Origin of the sequence: Kribbella sp. NBC_01510, from assembly GCF_045040325.1 — a bacterium.
Taxonomy (GTDB): Bacteria; Actinomycetota; Actinomycetes; order Propionibacteriales; family Kribbellaceae; genus Kribbella.
Map to the genome: position 1 here is coordinate 8,124,661 of NZ_CP109418.1, position 20,769 is coordinate 8,145,429.

Sequence of the window (20,769 nt, forward strand, 5' to 3'; positions counted from 1 at the left end):
CGGCAGGGTCGGTTGTCCCCGCTGTGTCAGGACCTGCGGCCCTGGGTGGCGAGTGCGCCCCGACAGAACCTGGGAGCGGACGGCGGAGGTGACGCGAGGTGAAGCGAATCGGTGCCCGCCCACGGATCGTCCGAGGCAGCCTGGTGTTCAGCGCCGGATGTCTCGTACTCGGAGTCGGGATCGGCGTCGGCCTGCCGTACCTGGCGAAGGCCGGCTTCCATCCCATCACCGTCGTCGGCCTCGCCCTCCTGGCAGCCGGTCTGGCCCTGATTGCCGTCAGCGGGGTGATCCTGGTCCGCGCCACCCGGAGCTGGCGCCGCATCCTGGTTGTGCCCGTCCTTCTCGCCGCTGTGGTCATCGCAGCGCTGACGATCGGTCAGGCGGTTGCCGCGACCACCGTGCCTCCGACGACCGTCGGCTCGACAACTCCGGCGGACCGCGGTCTGACGTTTGCCGAAGTCACGTTCCCGACCGCGGACGGGGTCGCGCTCGCCGGCTGGTACATCCCGTCGCGAAACCACGCGGCCGTTGTCCTGCTCCATGGGGCGGGCTCGACCCGCTCGAGCGTGCTCGATCACGCCGTCGTGCTGGCGCATCACGGGTACGGCGTACTGCTCTTCGACGCACGCGGTCATGGCCGCAGCGACGGACGAGCCATGGACTTCGGTTGGTACGGCGATCAGGACGTCGCCGCGGCCGTGTCGTTCCTTCAGACGCGAACGGACGTCGATCACGACCTGATCGCGGCGGTCGGGTTGTCGATGGGCGGCGAGGAAGCGATCGGCGCGGCGGCACGTGACCGGAGGATCCGCGCAGTCGTCGCCGAAGGCGCGACCCATCGAGTACCTGCCGACCGAGCGTGGTTGTCCGGCGAATACGGCTGGCGCGGCACCCTTCAGGAGGGCCTCGACTGGCTGACCTACGGCATCACGGGCCTGCTCACGGCCGCAGATCGACCACCGGCGCTGCGCGATGCGGTCGCTGCGACCGCGCCACGAAAAGTGCTGCTCATCGCTGCCGGTGACCGTGCCGACGAGGGCAGCGCAGCCCGCTACATCCGGTCCGCGGCCGCCGGCAGCGTCGACTTGTGGATCGTCCCTGGCACCGGACACACCCAGGCCCTGCGAACCCACCCGCGCGAGTGGGAACACCGCGTCACCGCGTTCCTCGCAACCGCACTCCACCTCGAAGGAAACAAGGTCTCGCCATAACGGCACGACGGACGCCGACCAACCGACTTTGCGGCCCAGGCAATCCAGGCAGAAAGACTCTGACGCGGGCCTGTCGCCGGAACCACGATGAGTACGTGAGTACGTGAGTACCGCGACGGAACTATCGGCGGCAGCCGACTCACCGCGGACCTCGACTCGCACGACGAGCGGCACGTGAGCCTCTTCGCGTGCTGACGGAAGGAGATGTGTGATGACCCGAAAGGTATTGATCGCCTACGCCACCAAGATGGGCGCGACCGCAACTATTGCGGGGGTGATCGGCTCTGAGCTCCGCGCCGCCGGCCACCAGGTCGACGTCCACGAGATCGGCGCCGTCCTGGCCGTCAGCGAGTACGACGCCGTGATCGTCGGCAGCGCGATCTACAAGGGACGCTGGCGCTCCGAGGCTGTCCGCTTCCTCCGCGATCACGAGCGGCAACTCCGCAGCCGGCCGGTCTGGCTCTTCCACAGCGGCCCGATCGGTCCGAGCAAGGACCAGGACCAGCCCGTCCCACCCGACGTCGCCCGACTGGCCGGCCTCATCCAGGCCGCTCCGGTCAAGACGTTCGCCGGGGACCTCCAAGCCGACGCCGTCGCCGGAGTCCGTTCCCACCGCGCAGAACTCGACCAGCTGATCGGCGACTCCAGGGACTGGCCCGAGATCCGCGCCTGGTCCGGCGAAATCGCCACCGCTCTGGAGGCGTCGCGAGTACAACCGTCGCCGCCGACGGGCCGGATGACCTGAGGAGCGAGATGATCACGTTGGCCCTCGACCTGGCCGAAGCAGCCGGCAATGGCGCACCTGTCGCCGCAGGCAAGTAAGGCGGCTGATCCCCGACTCCCGCGACGCACAGCGGCCGGGCGAGCGGCCAGAACGGCGCTGGCCTGGGGCCGCAGCGCGATCGGGCTGCTGATCCTCATCGCGGTCGTCGACTACGTCGTGCTGCCGAGAATGGCCGGCACCCAGCAATCGCTGCGCCTGCTGCGACAGGTCGATCCATGGTGGGTCGGCGCCGGAATCGCGTTCGAAGCGATGAGCCTGGTGTGCTACTCGCTGAGTACCCGTAGCGTGCTCCGCGAGCGGCCGGCAGGCTTCGGCTGGCTCCTGCGCAGCGATCTGACGGGCTACGGCATCGGACACATCGTGCCGGGCGGTGGCGCGACGACGACGGCGCTCCGCTATCGGCTTCTGGTCTCCGGTGGCGCGGCGCCGACCGACGTCGCCGCGGCAATCGCAGTACAGGGCGTCGGGTGTGCGGTGGCTCTTGCCGCCGTCCTCTGGGTAGCACTGATTCCCACCCTGATCTTCTCCGGTCCGACCGCGCCCTATCTGATCCTCTGGCTCATCGGCGCTGTGCTTGCGGGAAGCGGCGTCATTGCCACCCGGGAGCGTTCACGGATGGCTGCCGGCGCTGCCGCCGTCCTCCGCTTCGCTCTTCGCCGGCTCCCCCGGCGCTGGCGTCCCCGCGCTCGTGAGATCGCAACCCAGCTTCGTGAGCTGCTGTCGGACCGAGAGGTCCGCAGATCCTTCCTGACCTGGGCGACGCTCAACTGGCTGCTCGACGCGGCAGCTCTCTGGTTCTTCCTGATCGCCTTCGGACACCCGATGAACCCGGCCTCGCTGGTGCTCGCCTACAGCATCGCCAGCCTGCTCGCGGTGCTGCCGATCACCCCCGGCGGCCTCGGCATCATCGAAGGCGTCCTCATCCCGGGCCTGATCGGTCTCGGCGTCCCCGGCGGGGTCGCCGTCATCGCGGTCGTCTCCTGGCGGCTCTTCCAGTTCTGGATCCCCGTCCCCGTAGCCGGCCTCTGCTACCTGTCCCTGCGCACCCCAGGCTGGCGCGACAGAGTCGCCACCCCAACCCACCACAAAGGTACGGCGGTCCCGGCCGGCCGCGACACGACATCGAGCGGCCAGTCGCGGAGGAACAGCAGGTAGTCGGCGAGCCGGTCGGTGACCGGAGATGACCGGCAGAGGGGAACTCCCTCGTCGCGGGCTCGTCATCCTCGCGGACGCAACCCCAGTTCGGTCAGTACGGCCGTCACCAGCCGAGGCAATGCGGCGGCGACCGGCGCCGACAGGTCGGTGCCGAAGGCAACGTCGGTGGCCTCGACCGCGTAGACGATCAGCCGTTCCGGCAGCCGGTCCAGCGCCTCGGCGAGCCGCACCGCATCAGGGATACCGAGGCCGTGCGAGCCGGCTGGACGCGCGCGGACGACCGCGGCCAGACCGCGCAGGTCGGTGCGATGGATCTCGCCGGGCGTCGACGGCTCGCACAGCACGGCGTCGACCACCACGGCGAGTGGGGCGCCGGCCCAATCCTCGATCAGCCGCGCCGGTTCGCCGTCGGACACGATCAGCCGCACACCGGTTGGCCGATACTCCTCGAGCGCGGCGACGAGTGCGGGGCCGACACCGTCGTCGCGACGGTACTCGTTGCCGATGCCGATCACGACCGGTGCTTTCACAGCCGCTCCACGGAGAGCTCGAGGAAGTGCGTCGAGCAGGAGATGCACGGGTCGTAGTTGCGGATCGTCCGCTCGCACAGCGCGGTCAGCGCTTCGTCACCGAGATCCAGATGGGCCGAGACGACCCGGCGGAGGTCTTCCTCGATGGCGGCCTGGTTCTGCGATGTCGGCGGCACGATCGTCGCCGACCGGACCAGGCCGTCGGCGCCGATCGCGTAGCGGTGGTAGAGCAGGCCACGCGGCGCTTCGCTGACACCGTGCCCGACCCCGTCTCGTGCCCGAACGCCGACGTACGGCGGCTCCGGCGGCTGGTACGACTCGATCAACCGCAATGCTTCCTCGACCGCGTACACGGTCTCGACGGCACGGACCACGATGCTGCGAAACGGGTTGCGGCACTCGCTGCCGAGTCCCGCGCCGGCCGCGAGCTCGCGAGCCAGTGGTGACAGGCGCTCGTGGTTGAGGGTGTATCGAGCCAGCGGCCCGGTGAGGTACCGGCGGCCGTCGAGGGCGGCGTGCAGCGCAGTCGAGTGTCGTACCTGCTCCTCGACCACATGGTCGCTGAAGGCGTCGACTCCGAACGCAGGCCCGTCACTGCGACGCAGCGTCGTGCCGCCCTCGATCGCGTACCGGGCCGGGTCGTGGACAGCGAGCAACTCGTGGTCCAGCTCCAGGTCCGGGAAGTCGAATCCGGCCACCCAGTGCACCGTGGCGATCGCGGCCTCGAGCGCCGGCCGCAACTGCGCGGCCAGCGCGTCCAGCCGGTCTCTGCCTGGTGCGGAGTAGAAGCCGCCGACGCGAACGTTGATCGGGTGGATCGGCCGGCCGCCGACCAGCTCCAGGATCGCGTTGCCGGCCTTCTTCAGGGCCAGCCCACGTTCGACGATGTCGCGATGGGCGGTGGCCAGTGCGATCGCGTCCGGGTAGCCGAGGAAGTCCGGCGCATGCAGCAAGTAGATGTGTAGCGCGTGACTGGAGATCCATTCGCCGCAGTACAGCAAGCGGCGCAGCTCACCGATCGGGCCGCCGACCCGCACTCCGCAGGCGTCCTCGATCGCGGTGCACGCGCTCGTCTGGTAGGCGACCGGGCAGATGCCGCAGATCCGTGCCGTGATGTCGGGCGGCTCGGTGTAGCCTCGCCCGCGCAGCAAGGCCTCGAAGAATCGCGGCGGTTCGTAGATCTGCAGGTCCGCGCGCTCCACCACTCCGTCGCGAACCGTGACTCGTAGCGCACCCTCCCCCTCGACGCGGGCGAGCGAGCTGACGTTCAGCTGCCTGGCGCGATGGTTCACGAGGACCACCCGCCGGCAGCCGCGTTGAACGTCAGGAAGACCCGGTCGACCTCGTCGTCGGTCATCCCGGCCTCCCGCAGTCGCGGGAGCAGCGCCGCCACGTTGGGCTTCGCCATCGGGCCGAAGCAGCCGAAACATCCACGCCGGTACGCCGGGCACAGCGCTCCGCACCCGGCATGGGTGACCGGGCCGAGGCACGGCGTGCCGTCGGCGACCATCACGCAGGTCAGGCCACGGCGCTTGCACTCGGTGCACACGGAGGTGTCGGGCAGATCCGGCTTGCGGCCCGCCAGGAAGGCAGTCAGCACCTCGAGCAGCTGGCGGCGGTCGATCGGGCAGCCGCGCAGCTCGAAGTCGACCCGGACGTGGTCCGCGACCGCCGTCGAGGTGGCGAGGGTCTCGATGTAGTCCGGCCGGGCGTACACCACCGACGCGAACTCGGCGACGTCGCCGAAGTTGCGCAGCGCCTGGATCCCGCCGGCCGTCGCGCAGGCACCGATCGCCACCAGCACCCGCGACTCGGCCCGGATCCGCTGGATCCGCTCGGCGTCGGCTGCCGTGGTGATCGAGCCCTCGACCAGTGCCACGTCGTACGGACCGGGCAGCACCGCGCTCGACGCCTCCAGGAAGTGCGCGATCCGCACCCGCCCGGCCAGCGTGAGCAGCTCGTCCTCGCAGTCCAGCACGGTGAGCTGGCAACCGTCACACGAGGCGAGCTTGAAAACCGCAAGCGTCGGAGTATTCATCATCGTGAGCACACCAGGGCGACCGACGGCGCCGCCAGGGACCGAAGACCGCGCCGCCCGGGACCTTCGGCCCTGGGGCCGGTACGGCGGCCACCAGGACGATCGCGGTATGGGTCAATCGATCATCGACACCGACGGCCTCGGCGCTCTCGTCCAGGTGCTGATCGGCGATGGCTATCAGGTGATCGGGCCGACCGTGTCCGGCAGCGCGATCGTGCTGGCCGAGCTCACCGACGCCGGCCAACTGCCCGCCGGCTGGGGCGTCGAGACAGGTCCGGGCTACTACCGGTTGCGGCCGCGTGAGGACGACGCGATGTTCGCCCACTCCGCCGGTCCGCAGTCCTGGAAGACGTTCCTGCATCCGGCCCGCCGCAAGCTGTGGTCCACCGACGAGGACGGCTCGTTCCGCGCCGCCGACGAGGAGACACCGCGGTACGCGCTGCTCGGCGTTCGGGGTTGTGATCTGGCCGCGATCGCGAAGCTTCACGGTGTGCTCGGCGGCGGCAGCCATCCGGACGGGTCGTTCGAGGCACGGCACCGGTCGTTGTTCGTCGTGGCGGTGAACTGCACCGAACCCGGCGAGGTGTGCTTCTGTGCCTCGATGGGCACCGGCCCCGGGGCCGGACCGGGGGCCGATCTGACGCTTACCGAACTAACGGCGTCGGGACCGGCCGACAGCCACCGGTTCCTGGTCGAGACCGGCACCGAAGCCGGCGCCGACCTGCTCGGCCGGCTGGACCACCGCGACGCCGCGGCGGACGAGACCGACCGCGCCCGCACGGAGGTCGAGGCCGCCGCACACCGGATGGGCCGGGCGATGCCCGAGGTCGACCTGCGGGCCCTGCTGGCCGGCAGCCGGGATTCGACGCACTGGGAGGACGTCGCCGAACGGTGCCTGACCTGCGGCAACTGCACGATGGTCTGTCCGACCTGCTTCTGCACCACCACCGAGGATGTCACCGACCTCACCGGGGACCACACCGAACGCTGGCAACGCTGGCAGTCGTGCTTCGAGCTCGACTTCTCTTACCTGCATGGTGGCAGCGTCCGCAGCTCCGGCGAGAGCCGCTACCGGCAGTGGCTCACCCACAAGCTCGGCACCTGGTACGACCAGTTCGGCGGGTCAGGGTGCGTCGGATGTGGCCGGTGTATCGCCTGGTGCCCTGTCGGTATCGACCTGACCGAGGAAGTGGGCCGGCTCGCCGCGACGGCAGCGGCCGGCGAGTCCGCTGATGCCTAGCATCGGCTTGTTCGACACCCTCGGTCCGCACGAGCGGGAGATGCTGCTCAGCACAGCCCACGAGGTGGACTACGACGACGGCGTGCGGCTGTTCGACGAGGATGGCGCGGCCAACTGTTGCTGGCTGATCCAGCACGGCCGCGTCGCGCTCGACACAGCAGTCCCTGGCCGCGGCCATGTCGTCGTCCAGACTCTCGGACCTGGCGATCTGCTCGGTTGGTCCTGGCTCGTCCCGCCGTACCGCTGGCACTTCGGAGCCCGAGCGGTCGGCACCGTCCATGCGACCGCGTTCGACGCCGAGCGGCTCAGGCTGCTCGCCGACCAGGATCCCTCGCTCGGCTACGCGCTGACCCGCCGGCTGCTGGTCGTCGTACTGGACCGGCTGCAGTCCACCCGCGCCCGTTTGCTGGACGTCTACGGCAATCCGAACGACGAGGGCCGTACCGATGCCGGCTGAACCGATGCTTCCGGTCAGGTACCGCGTCACCAGCCGCACGGTCGAGACCCGCGACTCGGCCACGCTGCGACTGGAGCCGGTCGACCGCCCGCTGGCCCCGTTCCGGCCGGGGCAGTTCGCCATGCTCTACGCGTACGGCGTGGGCGAGGTGCCGATCTCGATCAGTGGCATCGGCGACGACGGCACACTGGTGCACACCGTCCGGTCCGTCGGCGCGGTCAGCAAGGCCCTGCACGACGCCCGGCCCGGATCCGTGATCGGTGTCCGCGGCCCGTTCGGTACGGCGTGGGCGCCGGAAGCTGCCGCCGGCAACGATCTCGTCGTGGTGGCCGGTGGCATCGGCTTGGCGCCACTGCGTCCGCTGCTGCTGGAGGCGCTGGCGGAACGGCCGGCGTACCGCAAGATCGTGCTGGTGGCCGGCGCCCGCACCCCGGACGAGTTCCTGTTCCGCGCCGAGCTGGATCGCTGGGCGGCGCGCGACGACCTCGACGTCGAGCTCACCGTCGACCGCCCCGCGCCGGGCTGGGACGGCGCGGTCGGTTTCGTCACCGAGCCGATGTCCCGGCTCCGGATCGATCCGGACCGGACGGTCGCGTTCCTCTGTGGTCCCGAACCGATGATGCGATTCGGTGCACGTGTCCTGATCGCCGGTCGGCTACCCGCCGGGCGCATCCGCGTGTCGCTCGAGCGTTCGATGAAGTGTGGGGTCGCGCTGTGCGGGCACTGCCAGCTCGGGCCACTGCTGATCTGCCGCGACGGCCCGGTCGTGGACTACGCGACCGTCGAACCCCTTCTCGCCGTACCGCAACTGTGAGCATCCGCCGTACGACAGGCGTGGCTATACGGCCTCCAGGTAGGCGCGCGACCTGGGTTAATCTGCGGCAATGGCGCAGGGGGATATTGACAAGATCGCTAAGGAAACCGGGTTCTCCGGTGTGGTCCGGATTGATCGGGCCGGCCAGATCGAGTTCGCGAAGGCCTACGGGTTGGCCAACCGTGCCTACCGCGTTCCGAACTCCCTGGACACCAGATTCGGTATCGCCAGCGGCAGCAAGGGGTTCACCGCGGTGGCGGTGCTCTCACTGGTGCATGACGGTGTGCTGGAGCTGAGCACCACCGCTCGATCCCTGCTCGGCAAGGATCTTCCGCTGATCGCGGGAGACGTGACCGTCGAGCATCTACTCACGCACACCTCCGGCATCGGTGACTACCTGGACGAAGAGGCCGACACCGACATCACCGACTACTTCATCGGCGCGGCGCACGAGCTGACTACCACCGAGGCGTTCCTGCCCCTGCTGGACGGGCATCCCACCAAGTTCCGGGCCGGTGAGCGCTTCGGCTACTGCAATGGTGGTTTCGTGGTCCTCGCCCTGCTGGCGGAGCGGGCCAGCGGCGTCGGGTACCACGACCTGGTCCGGGAACGGGTGCTCCGCCCCGCCGGCATGACCAGAACCGACTTCCTCCGCTCCGACGAGCTGCCCGCTGACGCGGCCGTGGGTTACCTGCCAATAGACGGTGTGGATCGCTCCAACATCTTCCACCTGCCGGTGCTGGCCACCGGCGATGGCGGCATCCACACCACCGCCGCCGACATCTCCACTTTCTGGCGCGCGCTTTTCGCCGGCGACCTAGTGGATTCGGTCGAAGAGGTCGTACGGCCGCGCTGCGACGTACCCGAGGAATCCAGGCGCTACGGTCTCGGCTTCTGGCTGCACGAGAGCACCGACACGGCGATCCTGGTCGGGTACGACGCCGGCGCGTCGTTCAAGTCCACGCACGACCCACACACCGGCACCACCTGCACCGTGCTGTCAAACACCTCCCCCGGCGCCTGGCCCATCGCCCGCGCCTTCACACCTTGAGGACCGACATGTCGTACTGGTGAACAGCTGTCCTGGGCGACCATCGCTCAGAACCGTCTGGGACGACAGCCCGGCTCGCCGACGGTGATCCGCGTTGAGGCTGGTTCTAGTAGTCCGATTGGTGGCGACTGCGGTACTTGAGGAGTCCTTCGGTCCCGCGCAGGAATGTCTCACAGATAGGTTTCGGATCGGTCAGGCAGCCGGCGGCCATGGCGCCGTCTCGCAGCATGACGAAATGCCGGGCTGCGGGATCGGGGTCGGGCTTTCCGGTTTCGGAGAAGAGCTCGGTCATCGTCGCCAGAAACCATTGCCGGTGCCTGAGGACCGCCTGGTGGACCGGATGGGTCGGGTCGGGGTATTCAGCGGCGGCGTTGAGGAACGCGCACCCCCGGAAGCCGGGAATCTGATGTCCAGTGCCATCGACGCCCGCGCCGTAACCGAGACCGCCAGCAGCACCAAAGAGCTGCGAAACCTGTACTACGTCCGCTTCGTTTTCGCCGTCATCTGGGCTGTCCTGATCATGCTCACCGCTTCGACACTCAACCCGGCCGGCATCGCCCTCCTGGTGATCTATCCGCTGTTCGACGTGGCCGCGGCCGTGATCGACTTCCGTTCCTCGGGGACCACACGACCGCGAGCACCGCTGTACCTCAACATGGCGCTGAGTCTGCTCACGGCGATCGGATTGGCTGTCGCCGTCACCTCCGGTATCCCGAGCGTTCTGCGGGTGTGGGGTGCCTGGGCGATCACCGCGGGCATCGTGCAGTTGATCGTCGCGATCCTGCGCTACCGGCTCGGAGGGCAGTGGGCAATGATCCTCAGCGGCGGAATCTCTGTCATCGCCGGCTCGAGCTTCATCCTGATGGCCGGCGGGCCGAAGGCGTCCGTCTCAGGCATCAGCGGATACGCCGTGCTGGGCGGCATCTTCTTCCTGATCTCGGCGATCCGTCTGCACCGCCTCGCAGTCAAGGCCAACTGAGATGACGCACCCGAGCCAGGATTCCACCTTCGACGTGGTGATCATCGGCGCACCCGGACCGTCACGATCACTAACACCGACGGCACGACCACTGTCCTGCAGGCCCGCCATGCAGTCGTGATCGCCACCGGCAGCAGCGCCCAGATGCCGCCCATCCGGGGACTGGCGGACGTGACACCGTGGACGAGCAGAGAAGCCGAGGCCGCCCGGGCCATCCCCGACCGGTTGGCGATCATCGGTGGCGATGTCGTCGGATCCGAAATGGCCACCGCGTTCAGCGCTCTCGGCTCGCAGGTGACACTCATCTCCCAGACCAGGCTGCTCCCCCGTCTCCTCGAAGCCGACGGACGCGACCGCTAGATCACCGCGCCCGGATCGACGAGTGCGGCGTCGAGGATCTCGACGAGCCGCTCGCGCACGGCGTTGGTGATGATGAGCTTCACGATCACCGGCGGCAGGGTCGCTGGTAGGTGAACCTGCCATCAGGGCTCCTCACCCGTTCTCGCAGTTCAAGTCGACTGGGGTGAGCCGCCGTCGGCCGCCGATACGTCAAGACCGTTCAGCCAGCTGCGGCTGTCGCTTCGGCGGCCTGCAAGATGAGTTGGGTCGCGGCCTCGGGCTGGGACACGAACGAGACGTGCGAAGCCGCCACCTCCACGATCGTTGCGTTCGCTCGCCCGGCCATGAACCGCTGCAGCTCCGGCAGGATGGCCTTGTCCTCGGTGCCCAGCAAATACCAGCACGGCAGTGTGTTCCACGCGGGCGGGGCCGACGGCGTAGCTGCGAACGCCGCGGCCGCGTAGGGCCGCTGTGCCGCAGCCATCACTGCGGCCGTCGCAGGATCGACGTCGGCGGCGAAGGCTTCTCGGAAGGCCTCGGGGGCAAGGTAGAGGTCGGCGCCCTCGCTCCCATCAGGGTTGGTGAACGGAACGGGCCGGATCGAGGGCCCCACAAGGCTGCCTTCGAACCTCTCGAGGAGCTCCTGCTGGCTCTCGCCGACGTCGCACATCCAGCCGTTGAGGTAGACGAGCGCCTTGACCTGCTCGTTGCCGATGGCGGCGGTGGAGATCACATTGCCGCCGTACGAATGGCCGACGAGCACGATAGGCCCACTCAGGGTCCGCAGGAAGTCGGCCAGGTAGGCGGCGTCGCCGGCAAGATCGCGAAGCGGGTTGCCGAACCCGATAGCCGAATACCCGCGGTCTTGCAGAGCGCGGATCTCGGCGTCGAAGCCAGTAGCGTCGGCCCACGCATGGTCACGAGCCACGGCAGAATGAGGTTGTGGAGCAGCGGATCGCTACGACGAGGCTGACCGATGGCTCGCGGGTGGCGTATGCCGTAGTGGGGCGTGGGCCGGTTCTGGTGCATGCGCCGGGATGGCTTACCCATCTGGAGCTGAGTTGGGCGATGCCGCCGGAGCGTGCCTTGTACGAGTCCTTGGCGCAGGGGCGGACGGTGGTCCGTTACGACAAGGTGGGCTGCGGGCTGTCGGGGGGCGCGGAGCGTGTTCCGTCGATGGAACTGGAGCTCGAGACACTCGATGCTGTCGTCCGGGCGGTCGGCGCTTCGCGATTCGATCTGTTCGGTGCGTCATTGGGTGCCGCGGTGGCCGCCGCGTGGACGGCGGGGCATCCGGCTCGCGTCTCGCGGTTGGTCCTCTACGGGGGGTGGGTACGCGGAGCCGACATCGCGGCTGTGCAGGTCCGTGAGCATGTCCTCGGATTGATCGCGGAGCATTGGGGCCTTGGTTCGGATGTGCTGGCCGACATCTTCGCCCCCGACGCCGACGCCGCGACCAGAGCGGCGTTCGTCCGATACCAACGCGAGGCCACGACGCCCCAGACTGCGCGCGCGATGCTCGCCCTCGCATATGACCTCGACATCACCGATCTGCTCGCGAACGTTCAGGCCCCGACGCTCGTGTTGCATCGCGACCATGACCGGGCGGCGCCGCTGGAGCAGGCTCGGTTGCTCGCCGCCGGAATCCCGGGCGCGCGATTGGAGGTGCTGACCGGCCGCGATCACCTTCCGTACATCGGCGACCTGGACGCCATCGTGCAAGCCATGCGAGGCTTCCTCGGCCTCTCACCGCTGCGATCTGTTCCCGGCACGTCGGTGACACGACGCCAGTACGAGGTGGCGCAATTGGTCGCCCAGGGGCTCACGAACAGGGACATCGCCGGCCGGCTCGGCATCAGCGAGCGCTCGGCGGAGTCGCACGTGGAGCGCATCCGGGCTCGGCTGGGTTTCCGGTCGCGGTCCCAGATCGCAGCCTGGGTCGTCGCCGGCGGTCGTTCAGGCCCTGACGAAGTGCGGTAGTTCCACTGCTGACAGACGATCTCGGCGTCACTGATGCTGGGGACGTGACTAGCTACTCGACCGGCGTGGCCTCGCGCGTCTACTCTGCGTTCGCCTATCTTGCGTTCGCGTTGACTGCGGCGTGGGCGATCGCGTTCCTCGGCAACGTGCGACTGGTCCCCGTCATCGACCGCGCCCAGACAGGGCCGGCCTGGCGGGCGGTGCTTGTCGATTCGGCCCTGCTGTTGGTGTTCGCGCTCCAGCACTCCGTGATGGCCCGCGCCGGCGTGAAGCGGCGGATTGCGCGAGTCGTGCCTGCTGCGCTTGAGCGCAGTACGTACGTACTGTCAACGAGCCTGTGCCTCGGCCTGACGTTCTGGCAGTGGCGTGGACTACCTGGCTCGATCTGGCGGGTCGATGCGCAGCCGTGGATTGCGTTGTTGTGGGGGATCTGCGCTGTGGGTTGGGTGATCGCACTCAGCTCGACCTTCATGATCGATCATCTCGACTTCGTGGGCCTGCGCCAGGGCGGCTGGGCGCGGCGCGGACGCTACACCTCGCCGTCCTTCGCGGAGCGCTGGATGTACGCGTGGCTGCGACATCCGATGATGCTGGGGCTGCTGGTCGCCTTCTGGGCAACCCCGTCGATGACCACTGGGCACCTGCTGTTCGCGGTCGCTGCATCGGCATACATCGCCGTCGGGGTCCGGTTCGAGGAGCGCGACCTGCACCGGCAACTCGGCGACTTGTACGGCGAGTACGCGCAGCGCGTGCCCCGGTTCGTGCCCCGCCACCCGCGATCGGCGTACGCGGTGCCCCGAAGCGAGACGAAGGCAGGCCTGTCATGACAATGTCACCGAACGGATCGACCGAGCGCCCCGTGAGCAGTATCCGCGTCGGTACGGCGATCCCGGCGATAGGAGGCCGTCTGCTCACGGGCACGCAGCGGCGCGAGGCACTGATCGGCATCGCCGACGCCGGGCTGGACCACGTCGTGTTCGGCGACCACATCAGCTTTCATGGAGGCTTCGGCATTGACGGCCTGATCCAGGCCGCCGCGTCACTGGGATGCCGCCCCGACCTCGGCGTCTACGTCGGCTTGTATCTGCTGCCGCTGCGCCACCCGGTTCCGGTGGCCCGCCAACTCAGCGACCTCGCCGAACTGGCGCCGGGCAAGCTCACCCTAGGCGTCGGCATAGGCGGCGAGGACCGCCACGAGGTCGCTGTCTGCGGCGTCGATCCGGTGACCCGAGGCAAGCGGATGGACGAATCACTGACGGTCTTGCGCCACCTGATCGCCGGCGATCAGGTGACGTTCCACGGCGACCACTTCACCGTCGACGACGCGCTCGTACGGCCGATCCCGACCAAGCCCGCCCCGCTGATCGTCGGAGGCAGATCGGGAGCAGCACTCGACCGCGCCGCGCGCCTGGGCGACGGCTGGCTCGGGATCTGGATCTCACCCACCCGGTTTGCGGCAGCAACGGCAGCCATCGCCGCCCTGGCAACGGAAATCGGCCGCGAGACCGCAGCGTTCTCGCACGGACTCAACGTCTGGTGCGGACTGGCCCCGAGGCGCGACCGTGCCAGATCCGCCGTCGCTGATGCGATGCAGGCCACCTACCGGCTGCCATTCGACAAGTTCGAGCGGTACTCGCCATTCGGCTCCGCTGCGGAGGTAACCGACTTCCTCGGTCCTTATGTCGAGGCCGGATGCACAACCTTCAACCTCATCCCCTGTGGCGACGACCCCGACACGGTGATCACAATGGCCAGCGAGATCCACAGACAGCTCACCGACCTCGACGGGCGGCTGCCGGTGGTTGCAGCGGCAGCCGCCCGAGCGCCGGTTATCCCAGGAACTGCAGGAGGATCCTGGTGAGCTCGGCGGGGTGTTCCTGGTAGAGCCAGTGCCCGGAGTTCGGGACGACCACCCCGGTCACGTTGGTGGCGTACCCACGGACCCAAGTGGCCTCACGGCTACCAAGGTTGCCCGAGGCACCGATGGCGAGGACCGGCATGCTGAGCTTGGTCTGCTGGTAGATGGCGTTGTCCTTGACGTCTTGCGGCAGGGTGGCGAACCACGCGATGCTCGCTCGCAAGTGTCCGGGTTGCGCGAGGAAGTGGGCGTAGATGTCCATGTCGCATGCGGTGAGGGCGCCCTTGACCACCTCGCTCGTCGGCATGAAGTCGGTCACCCACTGCCGCTCCCGGCCGGCCATCAAGTCCTCGGCCAGGCCGTCTTTCTCGGCGAACAGGCCGAACCACCACAGCCCGGGGCCGTTCGGAGTCAGCGAGGGGAACGTGTAGATGGTCGGGTCCGGGATCGGGGCTTCACTGAGCACGAGTTTCACGACGTCACCGGGATGGGCGGCGGCGTACGGATAAGCGACCGTGGTGCCGATGTCATGGCCGACGACCCTGATGTCGCGGCTGAGGCCGAGCTTGACCATGAGCGCGTAGATGTCGGCGGCCATCGCCTTCTTCGTATAGGCGGCGGAGGAGGCGGGAGCATCGCTCAGCCCGGCGCCGGGCAGGTCGGGCGCGACGACCGTGTAGTGCTGGGCGAGCGCGGGCAGGATGTGGTCCCACGTGAACCAGGTCTGCGGGTAGCCGTGCAGCAGGAGCAGGGTAGGCCCGTGACCGCCGCGCACGTAGTTGATGCCGATGCCGTTGACTTTGACTTTGCGCTCGATGAAGCCGGCCGGGGGTGACGGGTTGAGTGAGCAGGCGCGCTGGGCCGTAAGGGCAGCGCCGCCCGGGGCGGATCGAGCGCGAGCGGGTCCGGCTTGGGCGGACGCCCCCGGTCCGGACGTGATGAGCAGCCCGGCGATGCCGGCGACCGCCGCGATGACGATGGCGAGTGCACGCACGCTTGTCAGGTGCGCGAGACGAGACGACCGTGTAGCTGTATTCATTTCCAAACCTCTCGCAAGCGGATGGTGCTTCCACTCGATGAGAACCGCCTGCTCGCGAAGGCCGATACCAGACTTGGTGGGCCTGGATGAGATGGCTTCCATCTCTCCTGGAGATCCACCTCAGCCGGCTCGGCGTTTGGCATGAGTGCCACCTTCCCGATGAACGAGATCGCAGCAAATCCGGGTGGTTTCAGCAGCCGACTGGTCTTCCTGAAGGCAGCATTCGCCCGAGGTAGTCCAAGGCGCGGACTTGGTCCGGGTCGGTGACACGCATGCCGACGTAACCGTCAGGCCGCACGATCAGAAGAGTGTCGCCGTCAATGCCGTAATCGCGATGAGCGTGGCCCGCGTGGTCGATCACCGAACTCGCATCCAGGTCGGCGTTGGGAGAATCGGGCGGTAGGACAGCGAACGTCCGCAGTTCCCGGGGAAAGCGTTCGGCGAGCACCTGGGCGATCTTGCGGCTCTGCGGCCCGAAGGCGAGCGCGGTCAGGTGCTGACCCCGGAAGAGGTCGAAGAACCGAGCGGTGGTGCCGTCAGCTGCCTGGACCAGCGAGTCCGGTGCGCGATCCCCCGGGTTCACGACCGCATCAGACCGCACGGGGCCGTCGTTGAGCGCGCTCGCGGGGTAGTTCAAAGTCAGTTGCAAGGTGTCCGTGCTTCGCGCCTCACTCGGCACGCCCCCTTTGAGGCGTTCGGAGATGAGCTTCGAGGAGAGACTGAGAATGTCGGCGGCGATGGGGAGCCGTTCCTCCTCGTAGGTATCCAGGAGGGCTTCAGGGGCTCCACCTAGCACGTGAGCGATCTTCCAGCCGAGGTTGTATGCGTCCTGGATACCGGTGTTCATTCCTAGTCCTCCTGCCGGCGAGTGGACATGGGCCGAGTCACCGGCGAGGAAGACCCGGCCCACCCTGTACCGGTCGACCATCCGCACGTTGAAACGCCAGACGGACTGGGACACAACGCGCCGGACGCGGATGTCGTTTCGCTCGCTCCGCTGGTCGATCAGGCTCTGAATCTCCTCCCGCGAGAACTCCTCCGCGGCATCGGGGGACACACCGATCTGGATCTGGAAGGTGTCCGTGGACGCCAGCGGGCACAGCGCCAGGAGCTTCCCGTCGGGGCTGGGCCACCAGTGCCAGAAGTCGCGGTCCAGGCCGCTCAGTTCGACATCGCCGGTAAGCATTCTGACTGTCTCGTCCGTCTGCCCCAGAAGACCGACGCCGACGAGCTTTCGCACCTCACTGGACGCCCCGTCGCTGCCCACGACATAGGGGACGGAGACGTTCTCACGCCCGCCCGCGTTCTGGATGGTGACATGGGCGAATTCGCCGTCCTGCTCCAGTCCCACAAGCCGCGACCCGTACTCCACGGCCACGCCCAGTTCTCCGAGCCGCTCGCGCAGCACCTCCTCCACGCGCCACTGCGGGATCAGCATGGTGCGGGTGTAGGGGGTGGAGCAGCTCGGTTCCTGGGCATCAGGGTTCACCTCGCTCGTTCCCAGGACGGTCGTGCCCTTGTACTTGCGTATCGGCGTTCGGGAGCGTCCAGACGCCATGATCCGTCCGACCACTCCGAGGTCATCGAGCACTTCGAGGCTGCGGGGCTGCAGCCCTTTAGCGCGCGAACCCGACAACGATCCGTCGGCGGCGTCGATGACACGCACCGCGATCCCCCTGCGCGCCAGATCACAGGCGGCGACCAGCCCCACGGGCCCGGCTCCGACTACCAGTACCTGGATCTTCGTGGAACCGGTGACTTCGCGCTCGTCGGTGTCTCGCATCTGTGGCCCTTCGCTCTCCGGTTGGTGTACGCCTCTCACATAGGATAGCGTTCGTTATATAGCGATCGTTATCCTACGACGCTGGGCATGCCGCCCCGACGCGGCACAAGTCGGAGAGTGAAGAGCAATGACAGTGAGCTACAAGGACACGCCGACCATGACTGTGGATGTCGACGGAGTCCCCTTCGCGTATCGGCAGGTGGGCGCCGACGGCGGCGTCCCGCTCGTATTCCTGCACCACCTCACGGCCGGGCTGGACGACTGGGACCCTGCCGTGATCGATGGCATCGCCTCAGAGCGCCACGTGATCGCCTTCGACAACCGCGGCGTCGGCCGATCCGGAGGTACGACCCCCGACAACGTCGAGGCCATGGCCGAGGACGCCGTGGCGTTCCTCGAGGCCCTCGGACTGGGCACAGTCGACCTGCTGGGCTTCTCCCTGGGCGGCATGGTCGCCCAGGTCGTCGCCCAGCAGCGTCCAGACCTCGTCCGGCGCCTCGTTCTGGCCGGAACCGGCCCCGCCGGGGGCAAGGGAGGTGCGAGCGCTGGACCCGTGCTCCAGAGTGCCATTCAGCAGGCGTCGAACCAGGGCAAGCACCCCAAGCACATCCTGTTCTTCTCGCCTACGCCGACCAGTCAGGCAGCCGCCGACGCCTTCCTGGGCCGCCTCGACGAGCGCACCCTGCAGGATCGGGACACGCCAGTGACGAACGAGTCGATCGGCGCCCAGCTCACCGCGCTCGCCAAGTGGGAGCAGGGCACCTCACCCGCCGGACTCGCGACCGTCGCGCAGCCCGTCCTGGTCGTGAACGGCGACGAGGACATCATGCTGCCGACGATCAATTCCTTCGAGCTGGCACAGCTACTCCCTGACGCCCAGCTGAGCATCTACCCCGATTCCGGGCACGGCGGCATCTTCCAGTACCACGCCCTTTTCGTGCAGCAGACCTTGGGATTCCTGCGCCACTGAACGCGTCGCCCGGGTACTGCAACCCGGCGACGAGACCTTTACCGCGTCGACCGGTGATGTGGTGTTTCTGCTGCGCGGCAATGTCCACCGCTTCAACAACCCGGGCATCCGTCCCGCCACGCTCGTGTTCATCTACACACCCGGTGGCGCGGAGGCAATGTTCGTGGAGGGCGGCGACGAGCCGCAGCCCGGCGTCCAGGTCCAGCCCTGGGGACCTGAGCGCATCGACGTGCGCATGCTCGGGTTGCTCTCGGAGCACGACACCGTTCTACCGCCTTCACCCGGACGCCCGTGATCGACGTACTCGGCGTAGCGCTCGTTATATAGCGAGCGCTACGCTAAAGTCCGAGCGCCCGGAGACAGGAAGGAGGCCGGGGATGAGGTACACGAAGGAGCACAGAGCGCAGGCCAAGGCCGCGATCGTGCAGGAGGCGGGGCGAACGCTCAAGGAGAACGGCTTCCACGGCGTGGGGGTCGACGGCCTGGCCGCGTCGGCCCAGGTCACCTCAGGGGCCCTCTACTCCAACTTCGCCAACAAGGAAGCCGTCCTCGAAGAGGTCGTGGCCACGCAGTTGGGTATCGAGTTCGCCGGTCTCGCCGACCAGGAGCCGGCCGTACGACGACGCCTGCTCGGCGACGTTCTCCGCGTCTACCTCAGCGACCTGCACCGCGAGAACCCCGCAGACGGCTGTGTGATGCCGTCACTGAGCGCGGACGTGGCACGGGCGGGCGACTCCGTCCGCGAGACATATCGCCGCCGGATGGTCGACGTGATCGCCACCATCGCCCCCGCCATGCCCGGCGACGAGGAGGAACAGGTGCAGCAGGCCTGGACCCTCGTCGCCTCGATCGTAGGCGCCATCACGATCGCACGGGCCCTCCCCTCAGGTGACCAGGCCCAGGCGATACTCGACGCCGTCCTCACGACAGCCCTGGATTCGATCCCGGACGAACGGCGAGAGTGATCCCTCGCAGCGGTCGGCACAGGTTCAGATCGTGGTCTTCACGAACTGGTGGCCGCTGGTGCTCTCGACCAGGTCCGGACGCCAACACTCGTCCTGTACGGCACCGACGACGTCCGCTGCCCGCTCGGCCGGTCCCGTCGATGGGCTGAGTACAGCCCATCGACGCCGCTGACCAGAACGGACCCTGCGTCAGCATTGCGAGAGGCAGCAGATGGAGTTGCACCCCGACGTCGAGGATCGGCCACATCTGCTGCCTCGTCACCAGCTGGCCAGGTCTATCGGCTCTGCACCCCCGGTCGGCCGGACCCGGCGACGGCGGCTGATCGGCGAGCGATGACGATGGCGATGAATGCGCCGACCGACAGCACACTGGCGAAACCGATCATCGACGGCCGGAGCGCGACATGCTGGATGACCAGGCTGAACGCGATCGACGGCAGCCCCATGCCGACGTACGCGATGATGAAGAACATCGCGAGCACGCCGGCCCGCGAAGCCGGTACGGCGGCGATCGCGGCCTGAGTCACACCGCTCTTGATGAGGAGCCCCGCGCCACCGCCGGCAAGAGCCGCAGACGTGAGCGCCAGCCAGAGCGTCGGCTGGTAGAGCGACACCGCGGTCAGGGCCAGCCCGATCGGGAACAGCAGCCCGCCGATCAAGAGCACCGTCGACTGGGCGAGCCTACCGAGCGCGAGCTGCGCGACGGCTGACGCGGCGAAGGCGGCGAACGGCGCCAGGCCGGCGACGAAGTATGACGTGATGCCCAACTCGCTGCGCACGATGATGACGCCCAGCGACGAGAACAACCCCATCACCGCGAACGCGAAGAACCCGACGGCTGCTGCTGCCCCGAAGGCTGCGCCCTGACCTGGACGCAGCGCAAAGCGCACCGGCCGGTCCTGATCCGCCGCAGCGGTGTCGATGGTCTCGGGGCTGGCCAACACGAGCACGAGAAGCCCCGCCATCAACGCTCCGAAGATGATGTACGGCGTACGCAAGGGTGACGGCGCCCACTGGGCCAGTACTCCCGCTGCCAGCGGGCCTAGTGCGAGACCACCGAGATTGACGGCGGTCGCGACCAGTGCGGGAACAGGTGATCCGTCCCGCTCGGGCCGCGCCTCGTGGTACAGATCCGCGAGATAGGCGGTCGCTGTCGACGCGATCAGACCGATCGCCACACCCGTCAGCACCCGGCCGACGATCAGGCCAGGCAAATCAGGCCAGAAGGCCAGCACCGCATCGGCAGCAATCGCGACCAGCAGTCCAGGAACGATCACCCGGCGGCGGCCGAGCCGATCGGACAGGTGACCGAGCAGCCGGAAACTGGAGCCGGTGCCGACGACCAGCACCGCAAAGGCGATCGTCACCGTCGTCGCGCCGAAGTGATCCCGGACCTGATAGATCGGCCACAGTGGGGTGGGGACGGTACCGAACGCCATCAACGTCAGGAACGCGGCAGCCACGAACCAGAAACCGGCCAGATGTCGCCGAGTGCTGGCAACCGCGACACGGGACGAACGTGTAGCTGTACTCATTTCCAAAACCTCTCGCAAGCGGATGATGCTTCCACTCGATG

22 protein-coding genes and 1 pseudogene are annotated in these 20,769 nt (G+C 68.1%); 15 read left to right on the forward strand and 8 right to left on the reverse strand.

From position 1 onward, the window contains the following. Positions 1–98: 98 nt before the first annotated feature. From OG558_RS39745 to OG558_RS39755, 3 genes are all read left to right on the forward strand, one after another. Positions 99–1,211 (forward strand): alpha/beta hydrolase, encoded by a 1,113-nt coding sequence (locus OG558_RS39745; RefSeq protein ID WP_405067632.1) that lies wholly within the window; start codon positions 99–101, stop codon positions 1,209–1,211. A 211-nt stretch (positions 1,212–1,422) separates the two neighbouring features. Then, the gene (locus OG558_RS39750; protein WP_329478920.1) at positions 1,423–1,956 is read left to right on the forward strand and encodes a flavodoxin domain-containing protein; all 534 of its coding nucleotides are present in this window, start codon (positions 1,423–1,425) and stop codon (positions 1,954–1,956) included. Between the two features lie 48 nt (positions 1,957–2,004). Next, entirely contained in the window at positions 2,005–3,150 is a 1,146-nt protein-coding gene (locus OG558_RS39755) for a YbhN family protein (RefSeq protein WP_405067633.1), read from the forward strand. Between the two features lie 62 nt (positions 3,151–3,212). On the opposite strand, the gene OG558_RS39760 is transcribed toward OG558_RS39755, so the two are convergent. Genes OG558_RS39760 through OG558_RS39770 form a run of 3 tightly spaced genes read right to left on the reverse strand, consistent with a single transcriptional unit; the run spans position 3,213 to position 5,721 of the window. Beyond that, complete coding sequence (locus OG558_RS39760; protein ID WP_329478925.1) at positions 3,213–3,680, reverse strand: hydrogenase maturation protease; 468 nt, start codon at positions 3,678–3,680, stop codon at positions 3,213–3,215. Next, positions 3,677–4,972, reverse strand: coding sequence for a Ni/Fe hydrogenase subunit alpha (locus tag OG558_RS39765; RefSeq protein ID WP_405067634.1), 1,296 nt, complete (start codon positions 4,970–4,972; stop codon positions 3,677–3,679). Before OG558_RS39765 ends, OG558_RS39760 begins: the two co-directional genes overlap by 4 nt. Further along, on the reverse strand, positions 4,969–5,721 hold the full coding sequence (locus tag OG558_RS39770) for a hypothetical protein (protein WP_329478929.1): 753 nt from the start codon (positions 5,719–5,721) through the stop codon (positions 4,969–4,971). Before OG558_RS39770 ends, OG558_RS39765 begins: the two co-directional genes overlap by 4 nt. Positions 5,722–5,827: 106 nt before the next feature. Here OG558_RS39770 and OG558_RS39775 point away from each other — a divergent pair, with 106 nt between their 5' ends. The 4 genes from OG558_RS39775 (at position 5,828) to OG558_RS39790 (ending at position 9,280) form a co-directional block, all read left to right on the forward strand. Further along, positions 5,828–6,958, forward strand: a complete 1,131-nt coding sequence (locus OG558_RS39775; RefSeq protein ID WP_405067635.1) for a 4Fe-4S dicluster domain-containing protein — start codon at positions 5,828–5,830, stop codon at positions 6,956–6,958. Then, positions 6,951–7,415, forward strand: coding sequence for a Crp/Fnr family transcriptional regulator (locus OG558_RS39780; RefSeq protein ID WP_405067636.1), 465 nt, complete (start codon positions 6,951–6,953; stop codon positions 7,413–7,415). The genes OG558_RS39775 and OG558_RS39780 overlap by 8 nt, the downstream gene beginning before the upstream one ends. A 4-nt stretch (positions 7,416–7,419) precedes the next feature. Beyond that, positions 7,420–8,229, forward strand: a complete 810-nt coding sequence (locus OG558_RS39785) for an FAD/NAD(P)-binding protein (RefSeq protein WP_405067637.1) — start codon at positions 7,420–7,422, stop codon at positions 8,227–8,229. A gap of 70 nt (positions 8,230–8,299) precedes the next feature. Next, complete coding sequence (locus OG558_RS39790) at positions 8,300–9,280, forward strand: serine hydrolase domain-containing protein (RefSeq protein WP_405067638.1); 981 nt, start codon at positions 8,300–8,302, stop codon at positions 9,278–9,280. Positions 9,281–9,386: 106 nt separating this feature from the next. On the opposite strand, the gene OG558_RS39795 is transcribed toward OG558_RS39790, so the two are convergent. Further along, complete coding sequence (locus OG558_RS39795; RefSeq protein ID WP_405067639.1) at positions 9,387–9,572, reverse strand: hypothetical protein; 186 nt, start codon at positions 9,570–9,572, stop codon at positions 9,387–9,389. Between the two features lie 21 nt (positions 9,573–9,593). Between OG558_RS39795 and OG558_RS39800 the strand changes: the two genes are divergently transcribed. Both OG558_RS39800 and OG558_RS39805 read left to right on the forward strand, forming a co-directional pair. Then, complete coding sequence (locus tag OG558_RS39800; protein WP_405067640.1) at positions 9,594–10,259, forward strand: hypothetical protein; 666 nt, start codon at positions 9,594–9,596, stop codon at positions 10,257–10,259. Between the two features lie 63 nt (positions 10,260–10,322). Next, positions 10,323–10,619 (forward strand): annotated as a pseudogene (locus tag OG558_RS39805) (FAD-dependent oxidoreductase); the annotation flags it as partial. A gap of 199 nt (positions 10,620–10,818) precedes the next feature. Here OG558_RS39805 and OG558_RS39810 read toward each other — a convergent pair. Next, positions 10,819–11,526, reverse strand: coding sequence for an alpha/beta fold hydrolase (locus tag OG558_RS39810; protein WP_405067641.1), 708 nt, complete (start codon positions 11,524–11,526; stop codon positions 10,819–10,821). A gap of 14 nt (positions 11,527–11,540) precedes the next feature. On the opposite strand from OG558_RS39810, the gene OG558_RS39815 reads away from it, so the two are divergent. The 3 genes from OG558_RS39815 to OG558_RS39825 are packed head-to-tail and all read left to right on the forward strand — an operon-like array spanning position 11,541 to position 14,439. Next, positions 11,541–12,578 carry an alpha/beta fold hydrolase gene (locus OG558_RS39815; RefSeq protein ID WP_405067642.1) on the forward strand — a complete coding sequence of 346 codons (1,038 nt, stop codon included), beginning with the start codon at positions 11,541–11,543 and terminating at the stop codon, positions 12,576–12,578. A gap of 44 nt (positions 12,579–12,622) precedes the next feature. Then, complete coding sequence (locus tag OG558_RS39820) at positions 12,623–13,405, forward strand: methyltransferase family protein (protein WP_405067643.1); 783 nt, start codon at positions 12,623–12,625, stop codon at positions 13,403–13,405. 32 nt (positions 13,406–13,437) lie between these two features. Continuing rightward, positions 13,438–14,439 carry an LLM class flavin-dependent oxidoreductase gene (locus OG558_RS39825; RefSeq protein WP_405067644.1) on the forward strand — a complete coding sequence of 334 codons (1,002 nt, stop codon included), beginning with the start codon at positions 13,438–13,440 and terminating at the stop codon, positions 14,437–14,439. Here OG558_RS39825 and OG558_RS39830 read toward each other — a convergent pair. Next, positions 14,408–15,475, reverse strand: a complete 1,068-nt coding sequence (locus tag OG558_RS39830; protein ID WP_405067645.1) for an alpha/beta fold hydrolase — start codon at positions 15,473–15,475, stop codon at positions 14,408–14,410. The genes OG558_RS39825 and OG558_RS39830 overlap by 32 nt on opposite strands. A 190-nt stretch (positions 15,476–15,665) precedes the next feature. Then, the gene (locus OG558_RS39835; RefSeq protein WP_405067646.1) at positions 15,666–17,258 is read right to left on the reverse strand and encodes an FAD-dependent monooxygenase; all 1,593 of its coding nucleotides are present in this window, start codon (positions 17,256–17,258) and stop codon (positions 15,666–15,668) included. Between the two features lie 127 nt (positions 17,259–17,385). Between OG558_RS39835 and OG558_RS39840 the strand changes: the two genes are divergently transcribed. The 3 genes from OG558_RS39840 to OG558_RS39850 all read left to right on the forward strand — a co-directional run bounded on the left by OG558_RS39840 (position 17,386) and on the right by OG558_RS39850 (position 19,193). Then, positions 17,386–18,228 (forward strand): alpha/beta fold hydrolase, encoded by an 843-nt coding sequence (locus OG558_RS39840; RefSeq protein WP_405067647.1) that lies wholly within the window; start codon positions 17,386–17,388, stop codon positions 18,226–18,228. Between the two features lie 61 nt (positions 18,229–18,289). Then, positions 18,290–18,523, forward strand: a complete 234-nt coding sequence (locus OG558_RS39845; protein WP_405067648.1) for a hypothetical protein — start codon at positions 18,290–18,292, stop codon at positions 18,521–18,523. Positions 18,524–18,605: 82 nt separating this feature from the next. Beyond that, on the forward strand, positions 18,606–19,193 hold the full coding sequence (locus tag OG558_RS39850; protein WP_405067649.1) for a TetR/AcrR family transcriptional regulator: 588 nt from the start codon (positions 18,606–18,608) through the stop codon (positions 19,191–19,193). Positions 19,194–19,468: 275 nt separating this feature from the next. Here the strand turns inward: OG558_RS39850 and OG558_RS39855 are convergent, their stop codons facing one another. Next, positions 19,469–20,728, reverse strand: coding sequence for an MFS transporter (locus OG558_RS39855; RefSeq protein WP_405067650.1), 1,260 nt, complete (start codon positions 20,726–20,728; stop codon positions 19,469–19,471). Positions 20,729–20,769: the final 41 nt, after the last annotated feature.